Genomic DNA, 20,415 nt, shown 5'->3' with positions numbered 1-20,415 from the left:
CTCCGGCCCGCCATGCGGATCCTGGACATCGGCTGCGGCCCCGGCACCATCACCGCGGATCTGGCCGCCCTGGTCCCCGGGGGCCGGGTTACCGGCCCCCCATCCCCCACGCCGTCAGGCGTGGGGGATGGGGGCCGGGTGCGTCCCCCTTCTCCGCCGCAACGGTGGGGTGTGACGACTTCGCCTTCGGCGGTGCCGGGCCGGCCTCTGCCTGTGGGTGCGGTGGTGACGCCCGCCGGGTCGGCCGGTGGTGCGTCCCGCTGTTGCGGCGGAGTCGTAAGGCCACCCGTGCCTTGCCAGCCGGGCGCCCCCGGCGCCGGGGGCCCCGGGTCACCCCGCCCGCCCGGTCCTCGACGGCGAGCGCCGTGCCCGGCGGGGCCGATTTCCGACTCCGAGCCGCCGTGGGCCGTTCGCGCAGTTCCGCCCCCTACGCCTGACGGCGTGGGGGGACCCCCAGCGCCCCTTAGGACCTCGACCGCACCCTGCCGGAGAAGAAGACCCGAGGCAGCGCGACCGGTTCAGGGGCCGGGCGCCCCGGAGTGCCCGCCCCTGATGCGTACCCGCGCCGAGGGATGGTCCGGATAGCGGACGGGGGTTGCGGGGTTGCGGGCTGTCGCATACGGTTTGGGCCAGGTCATGAGTGACAGCGACTACGGCCCCGGCCCGCTGTCCGGCAACCCTCCGTCCGTGGCGGGGTGCCCCGGGTGAAGACCAGGCCGTGGGCAGCGAGGCCCGCGGCAAGCGCGGACCCCTGCGACACCCTGGGGTCCTGGTCCTCAAGGGAGCAGCCTCGTGAGCAAGCGAATGCGATAGGGCCTCGTAGCCCCTTCTTCAGCACATCCCCGTACCCCGGAACGCCCGGCGCGCATGCGCCGTCCGTTGTCCTTCCGCGTGCCGTGCGGGGCCTTGAAGCCTTCATTCCGCCTGCCCTCCCGGGAGAGTTCGTCATGTCCGCATCCGTGTGTCCGCAGCCCGTCGCCACCACCGCCACCGCCGTCGCCGGTACCGCGTACGCCCCCCTCCCGGTGCTCGGCAGCGATGTCACCGTCCCGCTGGTGACCGGCGGCGAGGTGACCTACGCGGCCCTCGACTACGCCGCCAGCGCCCCCGCCCTCCAGCGGGTCTGGGACGACGTCGCCGCGTACGCCCCCTACTACGGCAGCGTCCACCGGGGCGCGGGCTACCTCTCCCAGCTCTCCACCGACCTCTTCGAGAACAGCCGCCGCACGGTCGCCGGGTTCCTCGACTGCCGCGACGGCGACCAGGTCGTCTTCACCCGCTCCACCACCGACTCCCTGAACCTCCTCGCCGCCGCGCTCCCCGCCGACTGCCAGGTCTTCGTCTTCGAGACCGAGCACCACGCGTCCCTGCTGCCGTGGCGCGATGCCCGGGTGACGTACCTCAACGCGCCCCGGACCCCCGGGGAGGCCGTGGACACCCTGGAGCGGGCGCTCGCCGACCGGGACCCGTACGGTCCGGCGCTGGTCTGCGTCACGGGCGCGTCCAATGTGACCGGTGAGCTGTGGCCGGTGAAGGAGCTGGCGGCCGCCGCGCACGCCCACGGCGCCCGGATCGTCCTCGACGCCGCCCAGCTCGCCCCGCACCACCCGGTGTCGGTCCGCGAACTGGATGTCGACTGGGTCTGCTTCTCGGGCCACAAGCTGTACGCGCCCTTCGGCTCCGGCGTCCTCGCCGGCCGCGCCGACTGGCTGCGGGACGCCGATCCGTATCTCGCGGGCGGCGGCGCCTCCCGCAAGGTCGCCCGCCGCGCCGACGGCGGCGTCGAGGTCGAGTGGCACACCACGGCCGCCCGCCACGAGGCCGGTTCGCCCAATGTGATCGGCGTCTACGCGATCGCCGCCGCCTGCCGCGCCCTCACCGACGCCGGGTTCGACGACCTGGTCGAGCGGGAGCAGACGCTGGTGGCCCGGGTCCGCGCCGGGCTCGCCGAGGTGCCCGAGGTGAAGGTCCTCTCCCTGTTCGGCGACGACGCCCCGCGGGTCGGTGTGATCTCGTTCGTCGTTGAGGGCTGGAACAGCTCGCACTTCGCCGCCGCCCTCTCCGCCGAGTACGGCATCGGCGTCCGCGACGGCCTGTTCTGCGCCCACCCGCTGGTCCGCACCCTGCTCGGCAGCGACCCGCAGGACCCGGGGGAGTGCGGCGCCCCCGAGGCCGAGCCGGGCGAGCGTTCGCTCAACGCCATCCGGGTCAGCTTCGGCGCCGGTACGCCCGACGAGCACCTGGACCGTTTCCTCGGCGCCGTCCGTGAGCTGGTCACCGACGGCGCCCGCTGGAGCTACCGCACCGAGGACGGCCGCTGCGTGCCGGACCCCGGCGCGCCCGCCGCCACCGCGCCCACCGGCTGACGCTCCGGGATCCGGGTCCCGATCAGCACCATCCGCAGCGCCCGCTCGGTCGCGTCGGCGAGGAACTCCCCGCCGCGGCCGAGGGCCTCGGTCAGCGTCACCGGCGCCGGGAGGATGGAGCTGTACGCGTCCACCCCCGCCGACCGCACCTGGTGCGCGCCCTCCCCGATCGTGCCCGCCAGGGCCAGCACCGGCCGGCCGTACCGCTTGGCCCGCCGGGCCACCTCGGCGGGCACCTTCCCGCGCGGGGTCTGGTGGTCCAGCGCCCCCTCCGCGGTGAGCACCAGATCCGCCCGGGCCAGCCGGGCGTCCAGGTCGAGATGGTCCAGGAGGACCTCGAAGCGCGGCAGCAGCGAGGCGCCGAGGGCCGCGAGCCCCGCGCCGAGCCCGCCGGACGCCCCGGTCCCCGGGCCCTCGTAGAGATCGGCCCGTACGTCCAGATCACGGGTGAGGACGTCCGCCCAGTGCTCCAGCGCCGCCGAGAGCTGCTCGACCTGCTCGGGCGTCGCGCCCTTCTGCGGGCCGAAGACCCGGGCCACGCCCCGCTCCCCGCACAGCACGTTGAACGGATTGCAGGCGACCCTGATGTCGGTGCGGCCCAGCCGCGGGTCGAGCCCGGAGACGTCGATCCGGTCGAGGCGGAGCAGCTCCCGGCCGCCGTGCCCGAGTTCCGTGCCGTCCGCGGCGAGCAGCCGCGCCCCGAGGGCCTGGAGGGCGCCCGCGCCGCCGTCCGAGGTGCCGGAGTCGCCGCAGCCCACCAGAATCTCCCGGGCGCCCTCGTCGAGCGCGGCCCGGATCAGCTCGCCGACGCCGTAGGTGGTGGTGGCGGCCGGGTCCCGCAGATCGCGCGGCACCAGCGAGAGACCGGCGACCGCGGCCATCTCCACCACGGCGGTGTACTTGTCGAGCATCGCGAAGTGGGTGGGCACCTGATCGCCCGTCGGCCCGGTGGCGGTCAGCCGTACCAGCCGTCCGCCGGAGGCCGCGGCCAGCGCCTCGGCGGTGCCCTCCCCGCCGTCCACCAGGGGGATGAGGTCGATCTCCGCGCCGGGGACCACCCGGCGGACACCGGCGGCGATGGCCTCCGCCGCGGACTGGGCGGACAGGGACTCCTTGAAGCCGCTGGGGGCGACGGCGAATCGGGTCAGCATCGTATGAACTCCCGGTACGGGTGGTGAACAGTTGAGGGTGAGGGGGTGGGTCCGGCCGTGGTCAGGGGGTGACGGGGACACCGACCAGCGGCCAGACGGCCACCGCGAAGAGCAGCACCAGCGCGGCGGTCATCGGCGCCAGCACCGCGGACATCCGCAGCAGATCGCGAGGGGTGTAGGTGGGGATATCCGGTATGTCGGAGTAGAGGGTCACGGGCTTCGCGGAGGCGGGCAGCGTATGGCAGAACCCGGCCGCCGCCGTGGACGCCAGCGCCGCGGCCACCGGGTTCACCCCGGCGCCCACCGCCGCCGCCACGACCAGTGGGACCAGTACCGACGAGCGCGCCGAACGGGACTGCAACACCAGATGCGCCAGGGTCGACACCACGACCACCACCGCGAGGAACGCCCAGGCGGGCACATCCAGCGGCACCCCGCCGACCAGCCACTTCGCGGCCCCGGAGTCGGCGAGCGCGACACCCATGGCCATCGTCGCGGCCATGAACAGCAGCATCGACCAGGGCACCGTCTTCAGTGCCTCCTTCAGCCGTACGGTGCCGAGCGCGGGCGACGAGGCGACCACCGCGCCGATCAGCGCGACCACGGCCGGCGGCACCCGGTGCAGCGGCTCGCTGCACCAGAGCGCCACCACGGTCGCCAGCAGCAGCGCGCACCGCGCCTCCGCCTGCGACCAGGGGCCGAGCACCGGGGCTTCGGTGTGCTCCTGGATCTCCTCGGCGGTGATATGCACCGGGCCGGTGCGGTCCGCCCGCTTCGTCGTGGTGAACAGCACCACCTCGGCGGCCAGATGGGAGGAGACGATCGCCAGCGGCAAACCGATCAGCAGCCACTCCGCGAAGCCGATGTTCTCGCCGGTGGCCTCCCACAGCACGGACACCGTGATCAGATGGGCGCCCGCGCCGATCAGGGTGGCGACCGCGGAGAGCAGGATCACCGTCGGGAACAGCAGCGCCAGCATCACCACCAGCCGCTTGCGGTCCGCCAGAGCCTTCGCCAGTGCGATGAAGACCGGCAGCGCGAGCGCGGCCCGTCCCGAGGTCGCGGGCACCGCGAAGGCGGTGACCACCAGGGCCGCGGTGGTCAGATGGACCAGCTGGCGGACCGTACGGGCGCCGGTGACCAGAAAGACCGCGGCCCGCCCCGCGAGACCGGTCCTGGCCACCGCGGCGGCCAGGACGAAGGCGCAGATCAGCAGCCAGACGGTGTCGTCGCCGAGGGTCCCGAAGAGCGTGTCACTGGTGATCACCCCGGTCGCCGTGAGCGCCAGCCCCGCGCCCAGCGCGATATAGGTGTCGTCGATCGGGGTGCCGATCCATGCGCAGGTGGCGATGGCGAAGACGCCGAGGGTGATCCGGGCGTCGCCGCTCAGTCCGGGGAAGTTGCCGGGAACGACGAGCAGCGCGCAGATGCTGAGCGCCACACAGAGGGTCACGGCCTGTCGGAGGTTCAGTGTCACGGATAAGAGGTTTCACCCGGGCGGTGAGCACTTCATGAGCCGATGATGAAAGGAACTTCACCAAAGCGCCCGGCCGGGGGCGCATCGCAGCACGAGGGGTGACGCGAAGGAGCCGTACGGCGTGTTCACCGTACGGCTCCTTCGCGCGCGCCCCTGCCGGGCGCGGTTCACTCCGGCAGGCGGTAGCCCATTCCGCGCACCGTCTCCACCCGGTCGGCGCCCAGCTTCTTCCGCAGCGCGCGGACATAGACGTCGACGATGTTGGAGCCGGGGTCGAAGTCGTACCCCCAGACATGGGAGAGGATCTGCTCCCGGGACAGCACCTGTCCCGGATGGCGCAGAAAGAGTTCGAGCAGCACGAATTCACGGGCCGTCAGATCGACCATCCGCTCCCCGGAGCGGGCCCGGCGGGTCCGCAGGTCGAGGGTGAGTTCGCCGTTGCGCAGGACGGTGACCTCCGGCGCCCGGGCCGCCGTGCGCAGCCGCAGCCGGACCCGGGCCAGCAGCTCCTCGAAGCGGAACGGCTTGGTCATCCAGTCGTCGGCGCCGCCCTCCAGACCGGCCACCGTGTCGCGTACGGAGTCCCGGGCGGTGAGCACGATCACCGGCACCGTCACCTGGGCCTCGCGCAGTTGCCGCAGGACGGTGAAGCCGTCCCGGCCGGGCAGCCCGATATCGAGGATCACCAGATCGAAGCCGCCGGTGACGGCGTAGTCGTAGGCGGCGTCCCCGTCGTGGACGACGCTGGTGGTGAAGCCGTTGGCGCGCAGCCCCTTCTCCACGAACGACGCGATGCGTTCCTCGTCCTCGACGATGAGTATCCGGTTCACGGGGTGGCCTCCTTCTGGAGTACGAGGACGAAGGTGGCGCCGCCGCCCTCGGTGGGCCGCAGCTCGACGTGCCCGCCGTGCCCTTCGGCGATGGCCTTCACGATGGCGAGCCCCAGCCCGGCCCCGGTGGCCCGGGAGCCGCGCCGCGCGGTGCCGCGCCGGAAGCGTTCGAAGATGACCTGGGCGTCCTGGGGCTGTACCCCGGGGCCGCTGTCGGCGACGTACAGCTCGATCCGGTCGCCCTCGTCGCGCGAGCCGATGCTGACCCGCTGGCCCGTGGTGGTGTGCTGGACCGCGTTCTGCGCCAGCTGCACCATGGCCTGGGTGATCCGCTGCGGGTCGAGCATGACCTCGGCGTCGACCGCCTCGGCGAGCTGCCAGTTCCGCTCGCCCAGCGCCCGGGCCTTGACGAAGACATCGGCGGTCAGCTCCCCGATCTGGACCGGTTCCGGGGCGACGAAGTCCGGCCGCTCGGCCTTGGCGAGCAGCAGCAGGTCCTCGACGATCCGGCTCATCCGGTCGAGTTCCTCCATCACGATCCGGACGGTCTGCTCCCGTTCGGCCGGGTCGTCGCCCATCAGCTCCAGATGGCCCCGGACGATGGTGATGGGGGTGCGCAGTTCGTGGCCCGCGTCGTCGACGAACTCGCGCTGGGCCGCGAACGCCCGCTCCAGCCGGTCGAGCATGGCGTTGAAGGTCTCGGCGAGCGCGGCGATGTCGTCGCGGCCCTGGACCGGGATGCGCTGGGTGAGGTCCTGCTCGGTGAGCTGGGCCGCGGTGGTGCGGACCAGCCGTACGGGACGGAGGATGCGGCCCGCGACGACCCAGCCGATACCGGTGGTCATCAGCAGGGCCACCCCGGATATCGCGAGCAGCATATGGAAGACGTCGGCCGCCTTCTGCTGCTCGCCCGCGGGGTGGATGGCGACGACGAACGCCGCCGCCGGGTGCCCGTTGGGGGACTCGATGGGCACCTTGGCCCACCGGATGTCGCCCTCGGGGCGTTCGAGCACTCCGGCGGAGTCGTCGGCCCTGAAGATCTGCTGCCGGGACGGCTTGTCCTCCACCAGGGGGTAGGCCATGCCGTGGTCCCGGCTCTGCTGGATCTTGTTGTGGCCCTCGGCCGGATTGAAGACCAGGCCGAGCAGCTCCTCGTCCGGGTCCGGGTACTGGCGGGTCAGGAAGGTTTTCAGCAGTTGGTGCGGATCGGTGAAGGGCTGCCCGGTCGCCGGGTCGCGGCCGTGTTCGACGAAGCTGGCGAACTCGTTGGTCTCCTGCACCAGAAGACCGTTGATCCGCTGGTCGGCGTCGCGCAGCAGTACCGAGCGGGTGGCCAGGGCGACCGCGGCGAGTGCCACGGCCATGACAATGAGCAGCCAGAGGAGGATCCGGGCCCGGGCGGAGACCGTCCGGAGCCGTGCGACGACCCAGCGGCGCAGCGGTTCAGCCGTCGTCACCGAAGTCGTCGCCTCCCGGGCCGTCGTCGTCCCCGCCGTTGTTGCCCTGGCCGGGATTGGTCGCCCCGCCGCCGCTGCCGCCGCCCGTGGCCGCGCCGCCCGTGTTTCCGCCGTTGGTCCCCGGCCGGCCGGTCACGGCGCTCCGGGACGGGGAGGTGGTCACCGAGGGGCCGTCGTCGTCGCCGGGGTTCTCGCTCACCGGGGGCGCCACCGTCTCGTCGCCCTGGGTCGGTCCGGGGCTGCCGGCGGTGCCGGTGGGCCCGCCGGGCGAGCCGGAGGGTGTGCCCGAGTCCAGCTTCACCTTCGGCGGGACCTTCGGGGTGTCGGAGCTGTCGGTGAGGGCGTAGCTGGTCACCGCGATCCCGAGGGGGATCGCGACGACGGCGATCAGGGCCGCGATGCGGTGGGAGAAGAGCATGATGTCGATGGTGGGAGCCGCAGGGCGTCATCCGGATGAGAAGAGGATGAAGAATTCTTCATCTGAAGGTTTCCTGCGGGGAAACTCGCAGGTGGTGGGGCTGGTGCGCAGGCTGTGACGACGGCCACGCGCCGGGCGCGCCATGGCGGGCCGCCGGGCCGGGCCCGCTGTGCCCCCGGCTGCCGCGCTCGTGGTGCGCTTCCTGCGCCCACGGACTGCGGTGGCGCCGTACGCCGTCAGGCGTCGAGGCCGATGGCGAACGCGGCCTCCAGATCGTGCTGGGAGTACGTCCGGAACGCGACGTGCGTATCGGTGCCCAGGACCCCGCCGATCCTGCTGATCCGGCCCGGGATCACCTCCGCGAGGTCCTCGTGCCGGGCCACCCGGACCATGGCGATCAGATCGTAGGTCCCGGTCACCGAGAAGACCTCGCTCACGTTCTCCAGCGCCGCGATCTCGTCGGCGATCTCGGGGATCCGGTCCACGCTGGTCTTGATGAGCACGATCGCGGTGATCACGGCTGGCTGTCTCCCTCGGTGGCCGCTGCTGGGGCCTTCACTCTAGCCGGACGCCGGAATCGTCCCCACGCGTAGAGGAAGCCGGTCCCGAACCCCACCAGATGCGCCAGATAGGCCACGGCGGGCGAGCCCTGGCCCAGCCCGGTCGCCGCGAGCCACTGGAGCACGAACCAGAAGACCAGCACCACCCGGGCCGGGAACCGCAGCGGAAGGAAGAAGAGGAACGGGAAGAGACTGGTGACCCGGGCTTTCGGGAAGAGGAAGAGAAAGGCACCGAGCACGGCCGAGATCGCCCCCGAGGCGCCGACCAGGGTCTGCTCGGAGTCGGCGTTGGCGGCCGCGTAGGCGGCCAGCGCCGTATAACCGGCCCCCAGATAGAAGAGGGTGAACCGCAGTCGTCCCAGGTGTTCCTCGGTCATGGCGCCGAAGACGTAGAGGAAGAGCATGTTCCCGAGGAGATGCAGCCAGTTGCCGTGGACGAAGAGCGCGGTGAGCGGGGTGAGCAGGGTGCCCGGCGCCCCGTCGGCGAGCCGGGCGGGGATCACCCCCCAGCGGGCGAAGTACGCGCCCCGGGCCGCGGTGAGGGCCTCCCCGGAGCCGTAGGAGGGATGGAGCCCGGAGACCGGCCCCAGCAGGAAGGCCGCGCAGCAGACCGCGATCAGGGCCCAGGTGACGACCGGGGTCCCGGTGCCGGGGACCGCATCCGGCGGCGTAGGGCCCGCTCCGTCCTCCGGTGTACGCCCCGCTCCGGTCCCCGTCGTACGGCGTACGCGTGCGCTCGTCGCGGCGGCCCGCCGTACCGCCGCGACGAGCACGCGCCGGGCCGCTTGTTGCCAAGGACTCACGGGACAGATGATGGCGTAAGGGGTGCTATCGGTACAGGGTGCCTCGCCGTGTCACCGCACCCCCTCGAGGCCATAGAGTTACGGGCAGTACACCCGCAGTTCGACGGCGCACCGCGCGGTGACCGGATCAACCGCACGAACCGTAAGGGACAGACCGGATGCAATCCGCGACGAACAGGACGGACGGAACGATGAAGACGGTGCCCACGCCGACGGCCGACACCCGCTGGCGCTGCACGCTCTGCGGCAACCTCACCCGCTTCGATGTGACCCGCTCCTCCAAGGTCGTCGAGTACGTCCATCTGGACCTGGCCGGGGAGCCCGCCGTCGAGGAGCGGGAGGTGCTCAGTGAGACCATCGAGTCCGTGCGCTGCCGCTGGTGCAACGCCGTGGATCAGATCGAGCTGGTGGACAGGCCCGGCGCGGCCTCCTGAGCGGAGGCGGCCGGGTCTCGGTTGACGGGTAGTGGGGTGACGGAGCGTGGAGCAGCCTGAGAGCGGCGCCCGACCGGCCGGGCCGGCCGGTGATGCCGCGGAGGTGCTCGACCGGCCGTTGCCGGAAGGCGTCCGGCGCAGGGTCGTGGCGCTGGTCGCCGACGCCTTCGGCGGGCTGACCGTGTCGGAGCTGCCGGCCCAGCTGCGGCAGTACGCCCGTTTCACCCCCTCCCGGCGCGCCAGGCTCGCGGGGAACGCGATGGCGGCGGCGCTGGAGAGCGATCCCGTCTTCCGGCAGCGCATCGGCGACCGGATCACCACCGCCCAGCCGGAGCTGTGCGCCGCCCTGGCCGCCGGTGCCCCGCCGGCCGCCGCCGATCCGCTGGACGTGGCCGCCGCCGCGTACGTCCTGCGGCCCGCCGGATGGGTGAAGCTGGTCGCCGCCGCGGGCGAGGAGGCCCAGCGGGTGGACGCCGAGCGGGCCGACGAGGCCGGCCGGCAGGAGCTGGAGCGGCTCCGGGACGAGCTGACCGAGGCCCGCACCCTGACCCGCGGCGAGACCGAACGGCTCCGGGCGGAGCTGGAGAGCTCCCGCAAGGAAGCGGAATCGCTTCGCCGGAAACTGCGCAGCGCCGAGAGCGACATCAAACGCGGTGAGGCCGCGCTCCGCCGGGCCGGTGCCGAACTGGAGACGGCCCGGGCCGAGGCCGCGGCCCAGGTGTCCGCCGCCGAGAGCGAGACCCGCCGCCTCAAGGCCCGGCTCGGGGAGGCCGAGGCGGCCGTCGAGGCCGGGCGCCGGGCCGCCCGCGAGGGCCGGTCCATCGAGGACATGCGGCTGCGGCTGCTGCTGGACACCGTGCTCGACGCCGCCCAGGGCCTCCGCCGCGAACTGGCCCTGCCGCCCGCCTCCCTGCATCCGGCGGACACCGTGGACGCCGTGGCGCCCGGCCGGATGTCGCCCAAGGACATCGCGGCCCGCGCCCTGTCCGAGACGGATCCGGCGCTGCTCGACCAACTGCTCTCGCTGCCGCAGGTCCATCTGGTCGTCGACGGCTACAACGTCACCAAGACCGGCTATCCGACGATGCCGCTGGAGAAGCAGCGGCTGCGGCTGCTGGGCGGGCTCTCGGTACTGGCCGCCCAGACCGGCGCGGAGATCACCTGTGTCTTCGACGGCGCCGAACTGGCCGCGCCCGTACTGCTGGCCCCGCCGCGCGGGGTGCGGGTGCTGTTCTCCAAGGCCGGGGTGACCGCGGACGAGCTGATCCGCCAGCTGGTGCGGGCCGAGCCGCCGGGCCGGCCGGTGGTGGTGGTCTCCACCGACCGCGAGGTCGCCGACGGCGTCGCCAAGGCCGGGGCCCGCCCGGTGGCCTCGCTGCTGCTGCTGAAGCGCCTCTCCCGGGTCTGAGCCCCGGCCGCCGCCGCTGCCGGGCCGGGTGCCCCTTTTCGGCTCGGTGCACCCTTTGGTGCGGCTTCGGTTCTCCTGTGATCTCTTGTCAGTTCTTGTTGCCTGTTGTTGCCTCTTGGGGCGGAACGGTCGGTCAACCACCCCTGACACAGGGTGGGGCGAGGGTAAAGAATGCGCGAACGGCCGGAATTTTTCGGATGAGGATTTGAACTGATCACAAGAGTGTTACTAGGGTCGGGCCTCGAACCTTCGCACGGTTGATCACCCACCCGGGGTGGCAGCGAAGAACCGCCGAGTCCGCCACCGCCGGCCGTTGATACGGGGGAGCCGCCGGAGCGGAGCCGGGGATGTTCGTTCCCCCTCCGGCAGGCGGTCCCGAGGAGAAGGAGCCCGACTCCGTGGCGTCCCACCGTCGTGCCAAGCAGCCGGGCCGTACCCGTGTCACCGTGCTCACCGCGACCGCGGCTGCCGCCGTGGCCCTGAGCTCCCAGAGCGCCAACGCCGCCCCGCAGCCCAGCAAGAGCGAGGTCAAGGCGAAGGTCGACAAGCTGTACGAGGAGGCCGCGCAGGCCACCGAGAAGTTCAACGGGGCCAAGGAGAAGCAGGAGAAGCTCCAGAAGCAGGTCGACGCCCTCCAGGACCGCGTCGCCCGCGGCCAGGACGAACTCAACACCCTGCGGAACAACCTCGGAACGGTCGCCGCCGCCCAGTACCGCTCCGGCGGCATCGACCCGGCGCTCCAGCTCTTCCTCTCCTCCGACCCGGACACCTATCTCGACAAGGCGTCCGCGCTCGACCAGATCGGCAGCCGCCACAGCGATGCCATCGACGCCATCCAGGAGAAGCGGCGCGACCTCGCGCAGCAGCGCAAGGAAGCCCAGGGCAAGCTCACCGACCTGGCCGAGACCCGCAAGCAGCTCGGCACCAAGAAGCGCGAGGTGCAGGCCAAACTCGGCGCCGCACAGAAGCTGCTGAACACCCTCACCGCCAAGGAGCGGCAGGAACTCCAGCAGGAGCAGACCCGCGCCAACCGGTCCGACGCGAGTGCCCGCCCCGACCTCGGCAAGTCGCTGCCCGGATCGAGCACCGCCGCCGCCGCCTTCGCCGCCGGCCAGAGCAAGATCGGCAAGCCGTACCTCTGGGGCGCCACCGGCCCCAACTCCTTCGACTGCTCCGGCTTCACCTCCTGGGCGTACAAGCAGGCCAACGTCAAGCTCCCGCGGATGTCCCAGGACCAGGCCAACGCCGGTACCCGGATCTACAAGAAGAGCGACCTCAAGCCCGGCGACCTGGTCATCTTCTACGGCGACCTGCACCATGTCGCCCTGTACGCGGGCAACGGGCAGATCCTCCACTCGCCGCGCTCCGGAGCCGTCGTACGTTACGAGTCCATGAACAACATGCCGTTCCAGTTCGGTGTCCGGATCGGCTGACGCCCGCCGCCGGCACCTTCCCGCGCCACACCCGGGCATGCCGCCCGATCGGGCGAATCCCGCGCCCCCGCACTGACGCCGCGCCCCGCCGTTGACCTGTGGTCTCCCGGCGGGGCGCCGCCGTATCCGCCCGCGATGCCCGTGCCCGCGGTGTGACCATCCGGCTACTGTCTGCCGCGCACGAATCCCCGTACGCGGAAGGAGCGCGCTCCGTGGCGTCCCATCGACGGCCCCCACAGCCCGGCCCCACCCACGGTGCCCGGCTCACCGTCCTGTCCGCCGCCGCGGCCGCCACGGCGGCCGCGTTCGGCGCTGCCCCCGCGGGCGCCGCCCCCGGCGAGCCCGGCACCCCGCAGACCGCCCGCGCCGGAGTCGACAGACTGCTCGCGGACGCCGAGCGGGCCACCGAGGACTTCAACCTGGCCGGCGAGCGCGCCGCGAAGCTGCGGCAGCGCACCCGGGCCGCCCAGGAAGCCCTCGCCCGCGGCCAGGAACGGGTCAACCGGATGCGGGGCGCCCTCGGCGCCGTCGCGGGCGCCCAGTACCGCCTCGGCGGCACCGACCCCGCCCTGATGCTGCTCCTCTCCTCCGACCCCGATACCTTCCTGCGCCGGGCCGAGGTCCTGGACCGGATCGCCGCCCGGCAGGCAGGCACCCTCAACGCCTATCTGCACGCCCAGCGCCAACTCGCCCAGCAGCGCGCCGAAGCCGTCCGCGACCTCGCCGAACTGGAGCGCTCCCGGGCCGCCGTCGCCCGCCACAAGCGCTCCGTCGAACGGAAACTCGCCGCCGCCCGGCGGGTGCTGAACACCCTGCCCGCCGGGGAACGCGACCCCTACGCCAGGGCCTCCCGGTCCGGCCGGGGCCCGCTCTCCGGCCCCGGCGCCGGCGGCGCCCCCTCCGCCCGCGCCGCCGCCGCGGTGGAAGCCGCCCGCAGCGCCGTGGGCCGCCCCTACATCTGGGGTGCCAACGGCCCCTCCGGTTTCGACTGTTCCGGCCTCACCCAGTGGTCGTACGCCCAGGCGGGCATCGGACTGCCCCGTACCTCGCAGGCCCAGCGGTACGCCGGACAGCGCGTCCCGCTCTCCCAGGCCCGCCCCGGCGACCTCGTCGCCTACCGCGACGACGCCAGCCATATCGGCATGTACGTCGGCAACGGACAGGTCGTCCACGCGCCCTACCCCGGGGCCGCCGTCCGCTACGACCCGGTGGGCATGATGCCCGTCTCTTCGGTCACCCGCGTCTGAACACCCGTCCGCCGGGCCCCGCGTTCCGTACGATCTGCCGGGTGGCTGTGCACGGAAGGCCGGACCGGATCCGAGAGACCCCCGGGGACCGGCCGAGCGAACAGAACCGGGGACCGGGACGGCGGCGGGCCCTGGCGTCCGGCTTTGCCCTGGTGCTGGGCGGGGCGGCGGGCTGCGGCGTGGACCCCCGGGCGTCCGGCCATACCGTCGACTCGGTCCAGGAGACCCTCAACGCCCGGGCGGCCGCGCTGCTCCTCCGGGACGAGGAGGCATATCTGGCCGTTGTCATGCCCGACCGGGCCGAACTGCGGTCCACCGAACGCAGGCTGTTCCGCAATCTCGCGGGTGTGCCCATCGGCTCCTGGACCTACCGGCTCGGCGCGGTCCGGCGGGACGGCCCCCGGGTCTTCGCCGACGCCGAACTCCACTACCGGGTACGGGGCTACGACACCGCGTCCGTCGTCGTCCCCCGCCGCCTCGAACTGGGCCTGCGCGACAGCCGCTGGTTCGTGACCGCGGACCGGCCCGGCAAGGGCGCCGCCGAGCAACTGTGGCAGCAGGGGCCCGTCAGCGTCGTCCGCGGCCGCAACTCGCTGGTCCTGGCCGTCGGACGGCCCGAGGACCGGCTCCGGGCCCTGGCGGACGCCGTGGACCGTACGGTGCCCGCCGTGTCCCGGGCCTGGCCGGTCCCCTGGGCCGGGCGGGTCGTGGTCATGGTCCCCAAATCGCTGGAGGCCATGGGCGGCCTGCTGGGCACGCCCCCGGCCGCCTACCGCGGCATCGCCGCCGTGACCACGGGGGAGACCGGGACATCGGCGGCGGTCCCCGCCGACCGGGTCATCGTCAACCCCGTCGCCTACGACAGCCTCGGGGACGTCGGCCGGAACGTGGTCCTCACCCACGAGACCACCCATGTCGCCACCCGCAGCGCGACCTCCGCGGCCACCCCCATGTGGCTCTCCGAGGGCTTCGCCGACTGGGTCGCCTACCGGGAGAGCCCCCGGGAGACCGGCCAGAACGCCCCCGAACTGCTGCGCGCCGTCCGGCGCGGCGAACCGCCCGCTCTCCTCCCCGACGACCGCGAGTTCTCCTTCGGTGGCGACCAGTCGACCCTGGCCCGCGCCTACGAGGGCGGCTGGCTCGCCTGCGAGCTGATCGCCTCCGAATGGGGCGAGGACACCCTCGTACGCCTCTACCGCCGGATCGGCGAGGGCGGCGACCGCACCGCCGTCGTGGCCAAGGCCATGCACCAGCTCCTCGGCCTCGCCCCGGAGGAGTTCACCGCGCGCTGGCGGGAGTATCTGAAGGACCGGCTGAGATAGCGGGAGCCGGAGCCGCCGCGGCTCCCGGGGACCCGGTCGCGGCGCCCGCCCGGGGGACCGTGGCCCGCCACAGTGCCCGGCACGCCGTCAGCGACGCCGCGACCAGCAGGGCGTTCCGCACCACGATCAGCGCCACCCCCGCCGGGCTGCTCGTCACCACCTCGCCGAAGAAGACCGGGAACTCCAGCACGGTGACCGCCGTCGCCGCGAGCACCAGCACGGCGGGCGCCGTCATCCGCGCCGGGCGCCGCAGCAGACAGACGGCGGCCAGCCCGACCAGCCAGAGCAGGTACTGCGGGCTGATCACCCGGCTGGTGGTGGTGAACAGCAGCACCGCGGTGAACGCGGCATCGGCCACCACCCCCGGCCCGCCGCAGGCCCCCAGGATCCCGGGCCGGGCGCCGTAGGGCCTGCGGCCCGGGGTCGTCGCTCCGGTCCCGGTGGCCGTTCCGGCGGGGCCGGTCCCGCCACCGGCCGTTGCGGCGGACTCGGTCACTCCGCGGGCCGCCGCCGTGGCGCGCAGGCGCCACAGCACCAGCCAGGCCAGCGCGGCGGCGGCCAGCACCAGGGCGGCGCGGGACACCACCGGGACATACGGCCCGAGGAACTCCAGGGAGCCGTAGTGCAGCAGCACCTGCCCCTCCCAGTCGCCCACCAGCCGCCATACGTGGAACACCAGCGCCCCCAGGGACTCCACCTCCGTACCCCGGTCCCGCTGGTGGCCGAGGAAACCGAACGCCCCCGGCACGGCGAGCGAGACCGCCAGAACCGCCGCCGCCGTCACCGCCGCCGCCCGCCACACCGCCGCCCGGGCCACCCCCGCCAGGAGCAGCACCGGCCAGACCTTCAGCAGCGCTCCCAGCGCCACCAGAGCCCCCATGAGCCGCGGCCGCCGTACCCCCGCGACCAGCGCCGCGACCGCGACCGCCGTGACCATCAGGTCGTAGCGGGCGTACGCGGTGGGCCCCAGCAGCGGTACTCCCGCCACCCACACCCACACACCCCGCGACGACCCCCCGGGGCGGCGGGCCCCGGCCACCAGCAGGGCCGTCACCGCCGCGTCGCACAGCAGCGCCAGGACGAAGAACGCGGTCGCGTACTCCAGGAACGGCAGCGCGGCGGGGGACAGGATCGCCAGCGCGGCGGCCGGCGGGTACTGCCAGGTGACGTCCCCGAGCGGGAACGTCCCGGTGCGCAGCACCTCGTACCAGCCCCGGTAGATCACCGATACGTCCGAAGTGACATCGGGCCCGGGGACGGTGACCACCTTGAACACACAGAGCAGCAGAACGGCCCGGGTCGCCGACCACACGGCGGCCCCGGGCCACCCCAAGACCCGTCCTGCTCCCTCTCCGCCGTTCCCCACGGTGCCCTCGCGCCACCCGTCGGTCATCGCCGCCCCTTCTCCCGGCAGGCGCCGCCCCACGGTCCGGCGGCCGCACCCGCACATGATGCAGCGGCCGGGACCGCCGGACCGTGAGGCAGGGCCGGAGGGACGCCGTCCCCGGGCCGGCACCGGAGCCGGTTGGTACTGTCGGCGCACGATGCACAAGACCCTGATCGTGACCAACGACTTCCCGCCGCGGCCCGGTGGCATCCAGGCGTTTCTGCACAACATGGCCCTGCGGCTGGACCCCGGCATGCTCGTCGTCTACGCCTCCACCTGGAAGCACGGCCGTGAGGGCGCCGAGGCGACCGCCGCCTTCGACGCGGAGCAGCCGTTCACCGTCGTACGGGACCGGACGACCGTGCTGCTGCCGACCCCCCGGGTCACCAGCCGCGCCACCGGTCTGCTCCGGGAACACGGCTGCACCTCCGTCTGGTTCGGCGCCGCCGCCCCCCTCGGGCTGATGGGCCCCGCGCTGCGCCGCGCGGGCGCCCGGCGGATCGTCGCCACCTCCCACGGTCACGAAGCGGGCTGGGCCCAGCTGCCCGGCTCCCGGCAGTTGCTGCGCCGCATCGGCGAAGGCACCGACACGATCACCTACCTGGGCGAGTACACCCGCTCCCGGATCGCCGCCGCGCTCACCCCGGCCGCCGCCGGACGCATGGTGCAGTTGCCGCCCGGCGTCGACGAGAAGACCTTCCACCCGGACTCCGGCGGCGCCGCCGTACGCGAACGGCTCGGCCTCACCGGCCGGCCGGTCGTCGTCTGCGTCTCCCGCCTCGTGCCGCGCAAGGGCCAGGACACCCTGATCCGGGCGCTGCCGGCGATCCTGGCCCGGGTCCCCGGCACCGTCCTGCTGATCGTCGGCGGCGGGCCGTACGAGAACGACCTGCGGCGGCTGGCCGAGAACACCGGCGTCGCCGAATCCGTCCGCTTCACCGGCGCCGTGCCGTGGGCCGAACTGCCCGCGCACTACGGTGCGGGCGACGTCTTCGCCATGCCCTGCCGCACCCGCCGGGGCGGGCTCGACGTCGAGGGGCTCGGCATCGTCTACCTGGAGGCGTCCGCGACCGGGCTGCCGGTCGTCGCGGGCGATTCGGGCGGCGCGCCGGACGCCGTACTGGACGGCGAAACGGGGTGGGTGGTCCGCGGCGGCACCGGCGAGGCCGCGGTGGCGGAGTCGGCCGACCGGATCGCCACCCTGCTGGCGGACCCGGAGCTCCGCCGCCGGATGGGCGAACGGGGCCGCCGGTGGGTCGAGGAGAAGTGGCGCTGGGACCTCCTCGCCACGCGCCTCCAGGACCTCCTCTAGCGCCCTTGCGTGCGGGGGCGCCTCCCGCTGGGGTTCCTCGGCCCGGGTAGCCCCGGGGGCCCTGCTTCCCGCGGGGTGCGGGTTGCTTCTGCGCCTCAAACGCCGGCGGGGCGGGGGCGCCTCCCGCTCGGGTTCCTCGCGCCCAGGTCTCCCGGGGGTGTGCCTTGCCCGCGGGGTGCGGGTTGCTTCTGCGCCTCAAACGCCGGCGGGGCTGAAAGGCTTTGTGACCGTTGCTTCGTGGGGTCGTGACCGGTCTTGTCTGGGTTCGGGTGGGTCGTGGGCCTCCGGGCTCACCTCCTCGCCGACGGCGATGCACCGCCCCCGGGAGCAGCCTTGCTTGTCGCCATCGGCTGCGGGGGCGACCCTGCACCCCACTCCCACGTGACCCCGACTTGAGCAGCACCGCAAAGCCCCTGATGGTGTCGCCGTCACCGGGGGAGGACAAATCTTGCGGTCACCCACCCTCGGAGGGTGCGCCCCTCTCGGGGTGCGGTCACCCATCCCCGGGGATGTGCTCAGCCCGGAGGTTGGGCTCACCTGTCGGCGGCTTGGGGTCCGGGGGCTTCCATGCAACGGGTCCGTGGGGAGGGGGGTGCAGGGTCGCCCCCGCAGTGGGCTGCGACAAGACGGGACGCGTTTCAGTGGCGGTGCATCGCAGCCTGCGAGGAGGTGAGCCCGGAGGCCGCCGACCTGCCCGAACCAGACAGGACCGGGTGACGACCCCACGAAGAGCGTGACTCGACCACCCCGGGGCGCCCGCACCGGGCAAGGGCCGCAGGCACGAGTACCCAGGGGCGCGAGGAACTGCGCGACCAGCCACCAACGACCCCGCAGCCGGACACGCGGAAACAGCACCCACGGCGCCCCGGGCCCAACGCGCAGGCACCACGCAGGTGCGGCACCCCCAGGGGCCCCTGGACCACAGGCCCCCCCAGCGGGAGGCGCCTCAGCGGGAGGCGCTCCGGTAGAGGGATTCGATTTCGTCCGCGAAGTCCTTCGCCACCACACTCCGCTTCAGCTTCAGCGACGGCGTCAGATGGCCCGCGTCCTCGGTGAACTGCGCCCCCAGCAGCCGGAACTTCCGTACCGACTCCGCCTTGGACACCGCCGCGTTGCCGTCGTCGACGGCGCGCTGGATCTCGGCCAGCAGATCGGGGTCGTCCCGCAGGGACTCCGCCGTCGAGCCCGCCGGCTTGCCGCGCCCCGCGGCCCAGCGGCCCAGGAACTCCTCGTCGAGGGTGATCAGCGCGCCGACGAACGGGCGGCCGTCGCCGACGACCATGCACTCGGCGATCAGCGCGTGCGACCGGATCCGGTCCTCGATGACCGCGGGGGCGACGTTCTTGCCGCCCGCGGTCACCAGGATCTCCTTCTTCCGGCCGGTGATGGAGAGATAGCCGTCCTCGTCGAGGGTGCCGATGTCCCCGGTGTGGAACCAGCCGTCGCGCAGGGAGTCCGCCGTCGCCGCCTCGTTGTTCCAGTAGCCCTCGAAGAGGTGCTCGCCGTGGAGCAGCACCTCGCCGTCGTCGGCGATCCGCACCACCGTGCCGGGCAGCGGCTGGCCGACCGTGCCGATCTTCTGCCGGTCCCAGGGGTTGAAGGCGGTCGCCGCGCAGGATTCGGTGAGCCCGTAGCCCTCCAGCACCGTGAATCCGATACCGCGGAAGAAGTGCCCGAGGCGTTCGCCGAGCGGCGCGCCGCCGGAGATCGCGTACTCGCCGCGGCCGCCGAGTACGGCCCGCAGCTTGCGGTAGACCAGCCGGTCGAAGAGGGCGTGCCGGATCCGCAGTCCGAGGGACGGCCCCTGCGGGGTGTCCTGTGCCCGGCTGTAGTCGATGGCGGTCAGCGCGGCCCGGTCGAAGATCTTGCCCTTGCCGTCGGCCTGGGCCTTCGCCCGCGCCCCGTTGTAGACCTTCTCGAACACCCGGGGAACGCCGAGTATCACCGTAGGCCTGAAGGCCGCGAGATCGTCGGTGAGGGTCTTGATGTCGGGCAGGGTGCCGAGTTTGATCGGCGCCATGATCGCGGCGAGTTCGGTCATCCGCCCGAAGACGTGCGCGGCGGGCAGGAACAGCAGGACGGAGCTGTCGCCGGTGCGGAAGAGCGGCTTGAGGCGCTCCACGATGTTGCCGCACTCGGCGAAGAACGCGCGGTGGGTGAGGACACAGCCGCGCGGCCGCCCGGTGGTGCCCGAGGTGTAGACGATCGTGGCCACGTCGTCCGCCTTGAGCGCGGCGCTGCGTTCGTCGACCGCCGAGTCCGCCAGTTCCGCGCCCGCCGCGGTCAGCTCGTCGACGGCACCCGCGTCGATGCGCCAGACGGAGCGGAGCTTCGGCAGATCGTCCCGGACGGAGTCCACGGCGGCGACGTGCGCAGCGCTCTCGACGACGACGGCGACCGTGCCGGAGTCGGAGAGGATCCACGCGATCTGCTCCGCGGAGCTGGTCTCGTACACGGGGACGCTCACGGCCCCCGCGCTCCAGATCGCGAAGTCCAGCAGCACCCACTCGTAGCGGGTGCGGGACATCAGGGCGACCCGGTCGCCGGGCGCGACACCGGAGGCGATCAGGCCCTTGGCGACGGCGCGTACCTCGGCGAGGAACTCGCGGGCGGTGACATCGGTCCAGCCGCTGTCGGTCCGGCGGCCCATGACCGCGACCTCGGGGTACTGAGCGGCGTTGCGGTGGATGAGATCCGTCAGATTCCCGTCGGCCGGGACCTCGTACAGAGCCGGAAGGCTGAACTCGCGCAAGACTGCTGCTCCTCATCGGGCGCCGGCGCCACAGCTTCGTGGTGGGTGCACTGGGCTG

The 20,415-nt window shown here is 73.3% G+C and carries 16 protein-coding genes and 1 riboswitch; of the genes, 7 read left to right on the top strand and 9 right to left on the bottom strand.

The genetic code is table 11. The features are described 5' to 3' along the window. Positions 1-632: 632 nt before the first annotated feature. Positions 633-750: riboswitch (SAM riboswitch) on the top strand. 197 nt (positions 751-947) lie between these two features. Further along, positions 948-2,366 carry an aminotransferase class V-fold PLP-dependent enzyme gene (locus ACWDR0_RS02115; protein WP_456349655.1) on the top strand — a complete coding sequence of 473 codons (1,419 nt, stop codon included), beginning with the start codon at positions 948-950 and terminating at the stop codon, positions 2,364-2,366. Here the strand turns inward: ACWDR0_RS02115 and ACWDR0_RS02110 are convergent. The 7 genes from ACWDR0_RS02110 to ACWDR0_RS02080 form a co-directional block, all read right to left on the bottom strand. Then, positions 2,297-3,517: a glycerate kinase family protein gene (locus tag ACWDR0_RS02110; protein ID WP_456349654.1), complete on the bottom strand. Its 1,221-nt coding sequence runs from the start codon at positions 3,515-3,517 to the stop codon at positions 2,297-2,299. The two genes, ACWDR0_RS02115 and ACWDR0_RS02110, sit on opposite strands and share 70 nt — an antisense overlap. Before the next feature lie 61 nt (positions 3,518-3,578). Next, on the bottom strand, positions 3,579-4,994 hold the full coding sequence (locus ACWDR0_RS02105; RefSeq protein ID WP_456349653.1) for an SLC13 family permease: 1,416 nt from the start codon (positions 4,992-4,994) through the stop codon (positions 3,579-3,581). A 167-nt stretch (positions 4,995-5,161) separates the two neighbouring features. Further along, the gene (locus ACWDR0_RS02100; protein WP_456349652.1) at positions 5,162-5,824 is read right to left on the bottom strand and encodes a response regulator transcription factor; all 663 of its coding nucleotides are present in this window, start codon (positions 5,822-5,824) and stop codon (positions 5,162-5,164) included. Next, positions 5,821-7,281, bottom strand: a complete 1,461-nt coding sequence (locus ACWDR0_RS02095) for an ATP-binding protein (protein WP_456349651.1) — start codon at positions 7,279-7,281, stop codon at positions 5,821-5,823. Before ACWDR0_RS02095 ends, ACWDR0_RS02100 begins: the two co-directional genes overlap by 4 nt. Then, positions 7,268-7,699 carry a small secreted hydrophilic protein gene (locus ACWDR0_RS02090; RefSeq protein WP_456349650.1) on the bottom strand — a complete coding sequence of 144 codons (432 nt, stop codon included), beginning with the start codon at positions 7,697-7,699 and terminating at the stop codon, positions 7,268-7,270. The genes ACWDR0_RS02095 and ACWDR0_RS02090 overlap by 14 nt, the downstream gene beginning before the upstream one ends. 236 nt (positions 7,700-7,935) lie before the next feature. Continuing rightward, positions 7,936-8,217 carry an Lrp/AsnC family transcriptional regulator gene (locus ACWDR0_RS02085; RefSeq protein WP_456349649.1) on the bottom strand — a complete coding sequence of 94 codons (282 nt, stop codon included), beginning with the start codon at positions 8,215-8,217 and terminating at the stop codon, positions 7,936-7,938. Beyond that, positions 8,214-8,879, bottom strand: a complete 666-nt coding sequence (locus ACWDR0_RS02080) for a rhomboid family intramembrane serine protease (RefSeq protein WP_456349674.1) — start codon at positions 8,877-8,879, stop codon at positions 8,214-8,216. The genes ACWDR0_RS02085 and ACWDR0_RS02080 overlap by 4 nt, the downstream gene beginning before the upstream one ends. Before the next feature lie 374 nt (positions 8,880-9,253). Between ACWDR0_RS02080 and ACWDR0_RS02075 the strand changes: the two genes are divergently transcribed. From ACWDR0_RS02075 to ACWDR0_RS02055, 5 genes are all read left to right on the top strand, one after another. Continuing rightward, the gene (locus ACWDR0_RS02075) at positions 9,254-9,496 is read left to right on the top strand and encodes a hypothetical protein (RefSeq protein ID WP_456349648.1); all 243 of its coding nucleotides are present in this window, start codon (positions 9,254-9,256) and stop codon (positions 9,494-9,496) included. 46 nt (positions 9,497-9,542) lie between these two features. After that, on the top strand, positions 9,543-10,904 hold the full coding sequence (locus tag ACWDR0_RS02070) for an NYN domain-containing protein (RefSeq protein WP_456349647.1): 1,362 nt from the start codon (positions 9,543-9,545) through the stop codon (positions 10,902-10,904). Positions 10,905-11,302: 398 nt separating this feature from the next. Continuing rightward, entirely contained in the window at positions 11,303-12,337 is a 1,035-nt protein-coding gene (locus ACWDR0_RS02065; RefSeq protein ID WP_456349646.1) for an NlpC/P60 family protein, read from the top strand. Between the two features lie 212 nt (positions 12,338-12,549). Further along, positions 12,550-13,584 (top strand): NlpC/P60 family protein, encoded by a 1,035-nt coding sequence (locus ACWDR0_RS02060; protein ID WP_456349645.1) that lies wholly within the window; start codon positions 12,550-12,552, stop codon positions 13,582-13,584. Between the two features lie 41 nt (positions 13,585-13,625). Continuing rightward, entirely contained in the window at positions 13,626-14,906 is a 1,281-nt protein-coding gene (locus tag ACWDR0_RS02055; RefSeq protein WP_456349644.1) for a hypothetical protein, read from the top strand. Here the strand turns inward: ACWDR0_RS02055 and ACWDR0_RS02050 are convergent. Further along, positions 14,863-16,299 carry a glycosyltransferase 87 family protein gene (locus ACWDR0_RS02050; protein ID WP_456349643.1) on the bottom strand — a complete coding sequence of 479 codons (1,437 nt, stop codon included), beginning with the start codon at positions 16,297-16,299 and terminating at the stop codon, positions 14,863-14,865. The genes ACWDR0_RS02055 and ACWDR0_RS02050 overlap by 44 nt on opposite strands. A 151-nt stretch (positions 16,300-16,450) precedes the next feature. On the opposite strand from ACWDR0_RS02050, the gene ACWDR0_RS02045 reads away from it, so the two are divergent. Next, positions 16,451-17,605, top strand: a complete 1,155-nt coding sequence (locus tag ACWDR0_RS02045) for a glycosyltransferase family 4 protein (RefSeq protein ID WP_456349642.1) — start codon at positions 16,451-16,453, stop codon at positions 17,603-17,605. 946 nt (positions 17,606-18,551) lie between these two features. Here ACWDR0_RS02045 and ACWDR0_RS02040 read toward each other — a convergent pair. Beyond that, positions 18,552-20,357: an AMP-dependent synthetase/ligase gene (locus ACWDR0_RS02040; protein ID WP_456349641.1), complete on the bottom strand. Its 1,806-nt coding sequence runs from the start codon at positions 20,355-20,357 to the stop codon at positions 18,552-18,554. Between the last annotated feature and the right edge of the window lie 58 nt (positions 20,358-20,415).

This window comes from Streptomyces sp. NPDC003691, assembly GCF_053981115.1.
This window is presented reverse-complemented; position numbering and strand designations above follow the sequence as displayed.

What these genes read in the sequence shown, in the direction of transcription:
- ACWDR0_RS02115 (WP_456349655.1), top strand. Translation starts at nt 948, where the DNA reads ATGTCCGCATCCGTGTGTCCGCAGCCCGTCGCCACCACCGCCACCGCC.
- ACWDR0_RS02110 (WP_456349654.1), bottom strand. Translation starts at nt 3,517, where the DNA reads ATGCTGACCCGATTCGCCGTCGCCCCCAGCGGCTTCAAGGAGTCCCTG.
- ACWDR0_RS02090 (WP_456349650.1), bottom strand. Translation starts at nt 7,699, where the DNA reads ATGCTCTTCTCCCACCGCATCGCGGCCCTGATCGCCGTCGTCGCGATC.
- ACWDR0_RS02075 (WP_456349648.1), top strand. Translation starts at nt 9,254, where the DNA reads ATGAAGACGGTGCCCACGCCGACGGCCGACACCCGCTGGCGCTGCACG.
- ACWDR0_RS02050 (WP_456349643.1), bottom strand. Translation starts at nt 16,299, where the DNA reads ATGACCGACGGGTGGCGCGAGGGCACCGTGGGGAACGGCGGAGAGGGA.
- ACWDR0_RS02045 (WP_456349642.1), top strand. Translation starts at nt 16,451, where the DNA reads ATGCACAAGACCCTGATCGTGACCAACGACTTCCCGCCGCGGCCCGGT.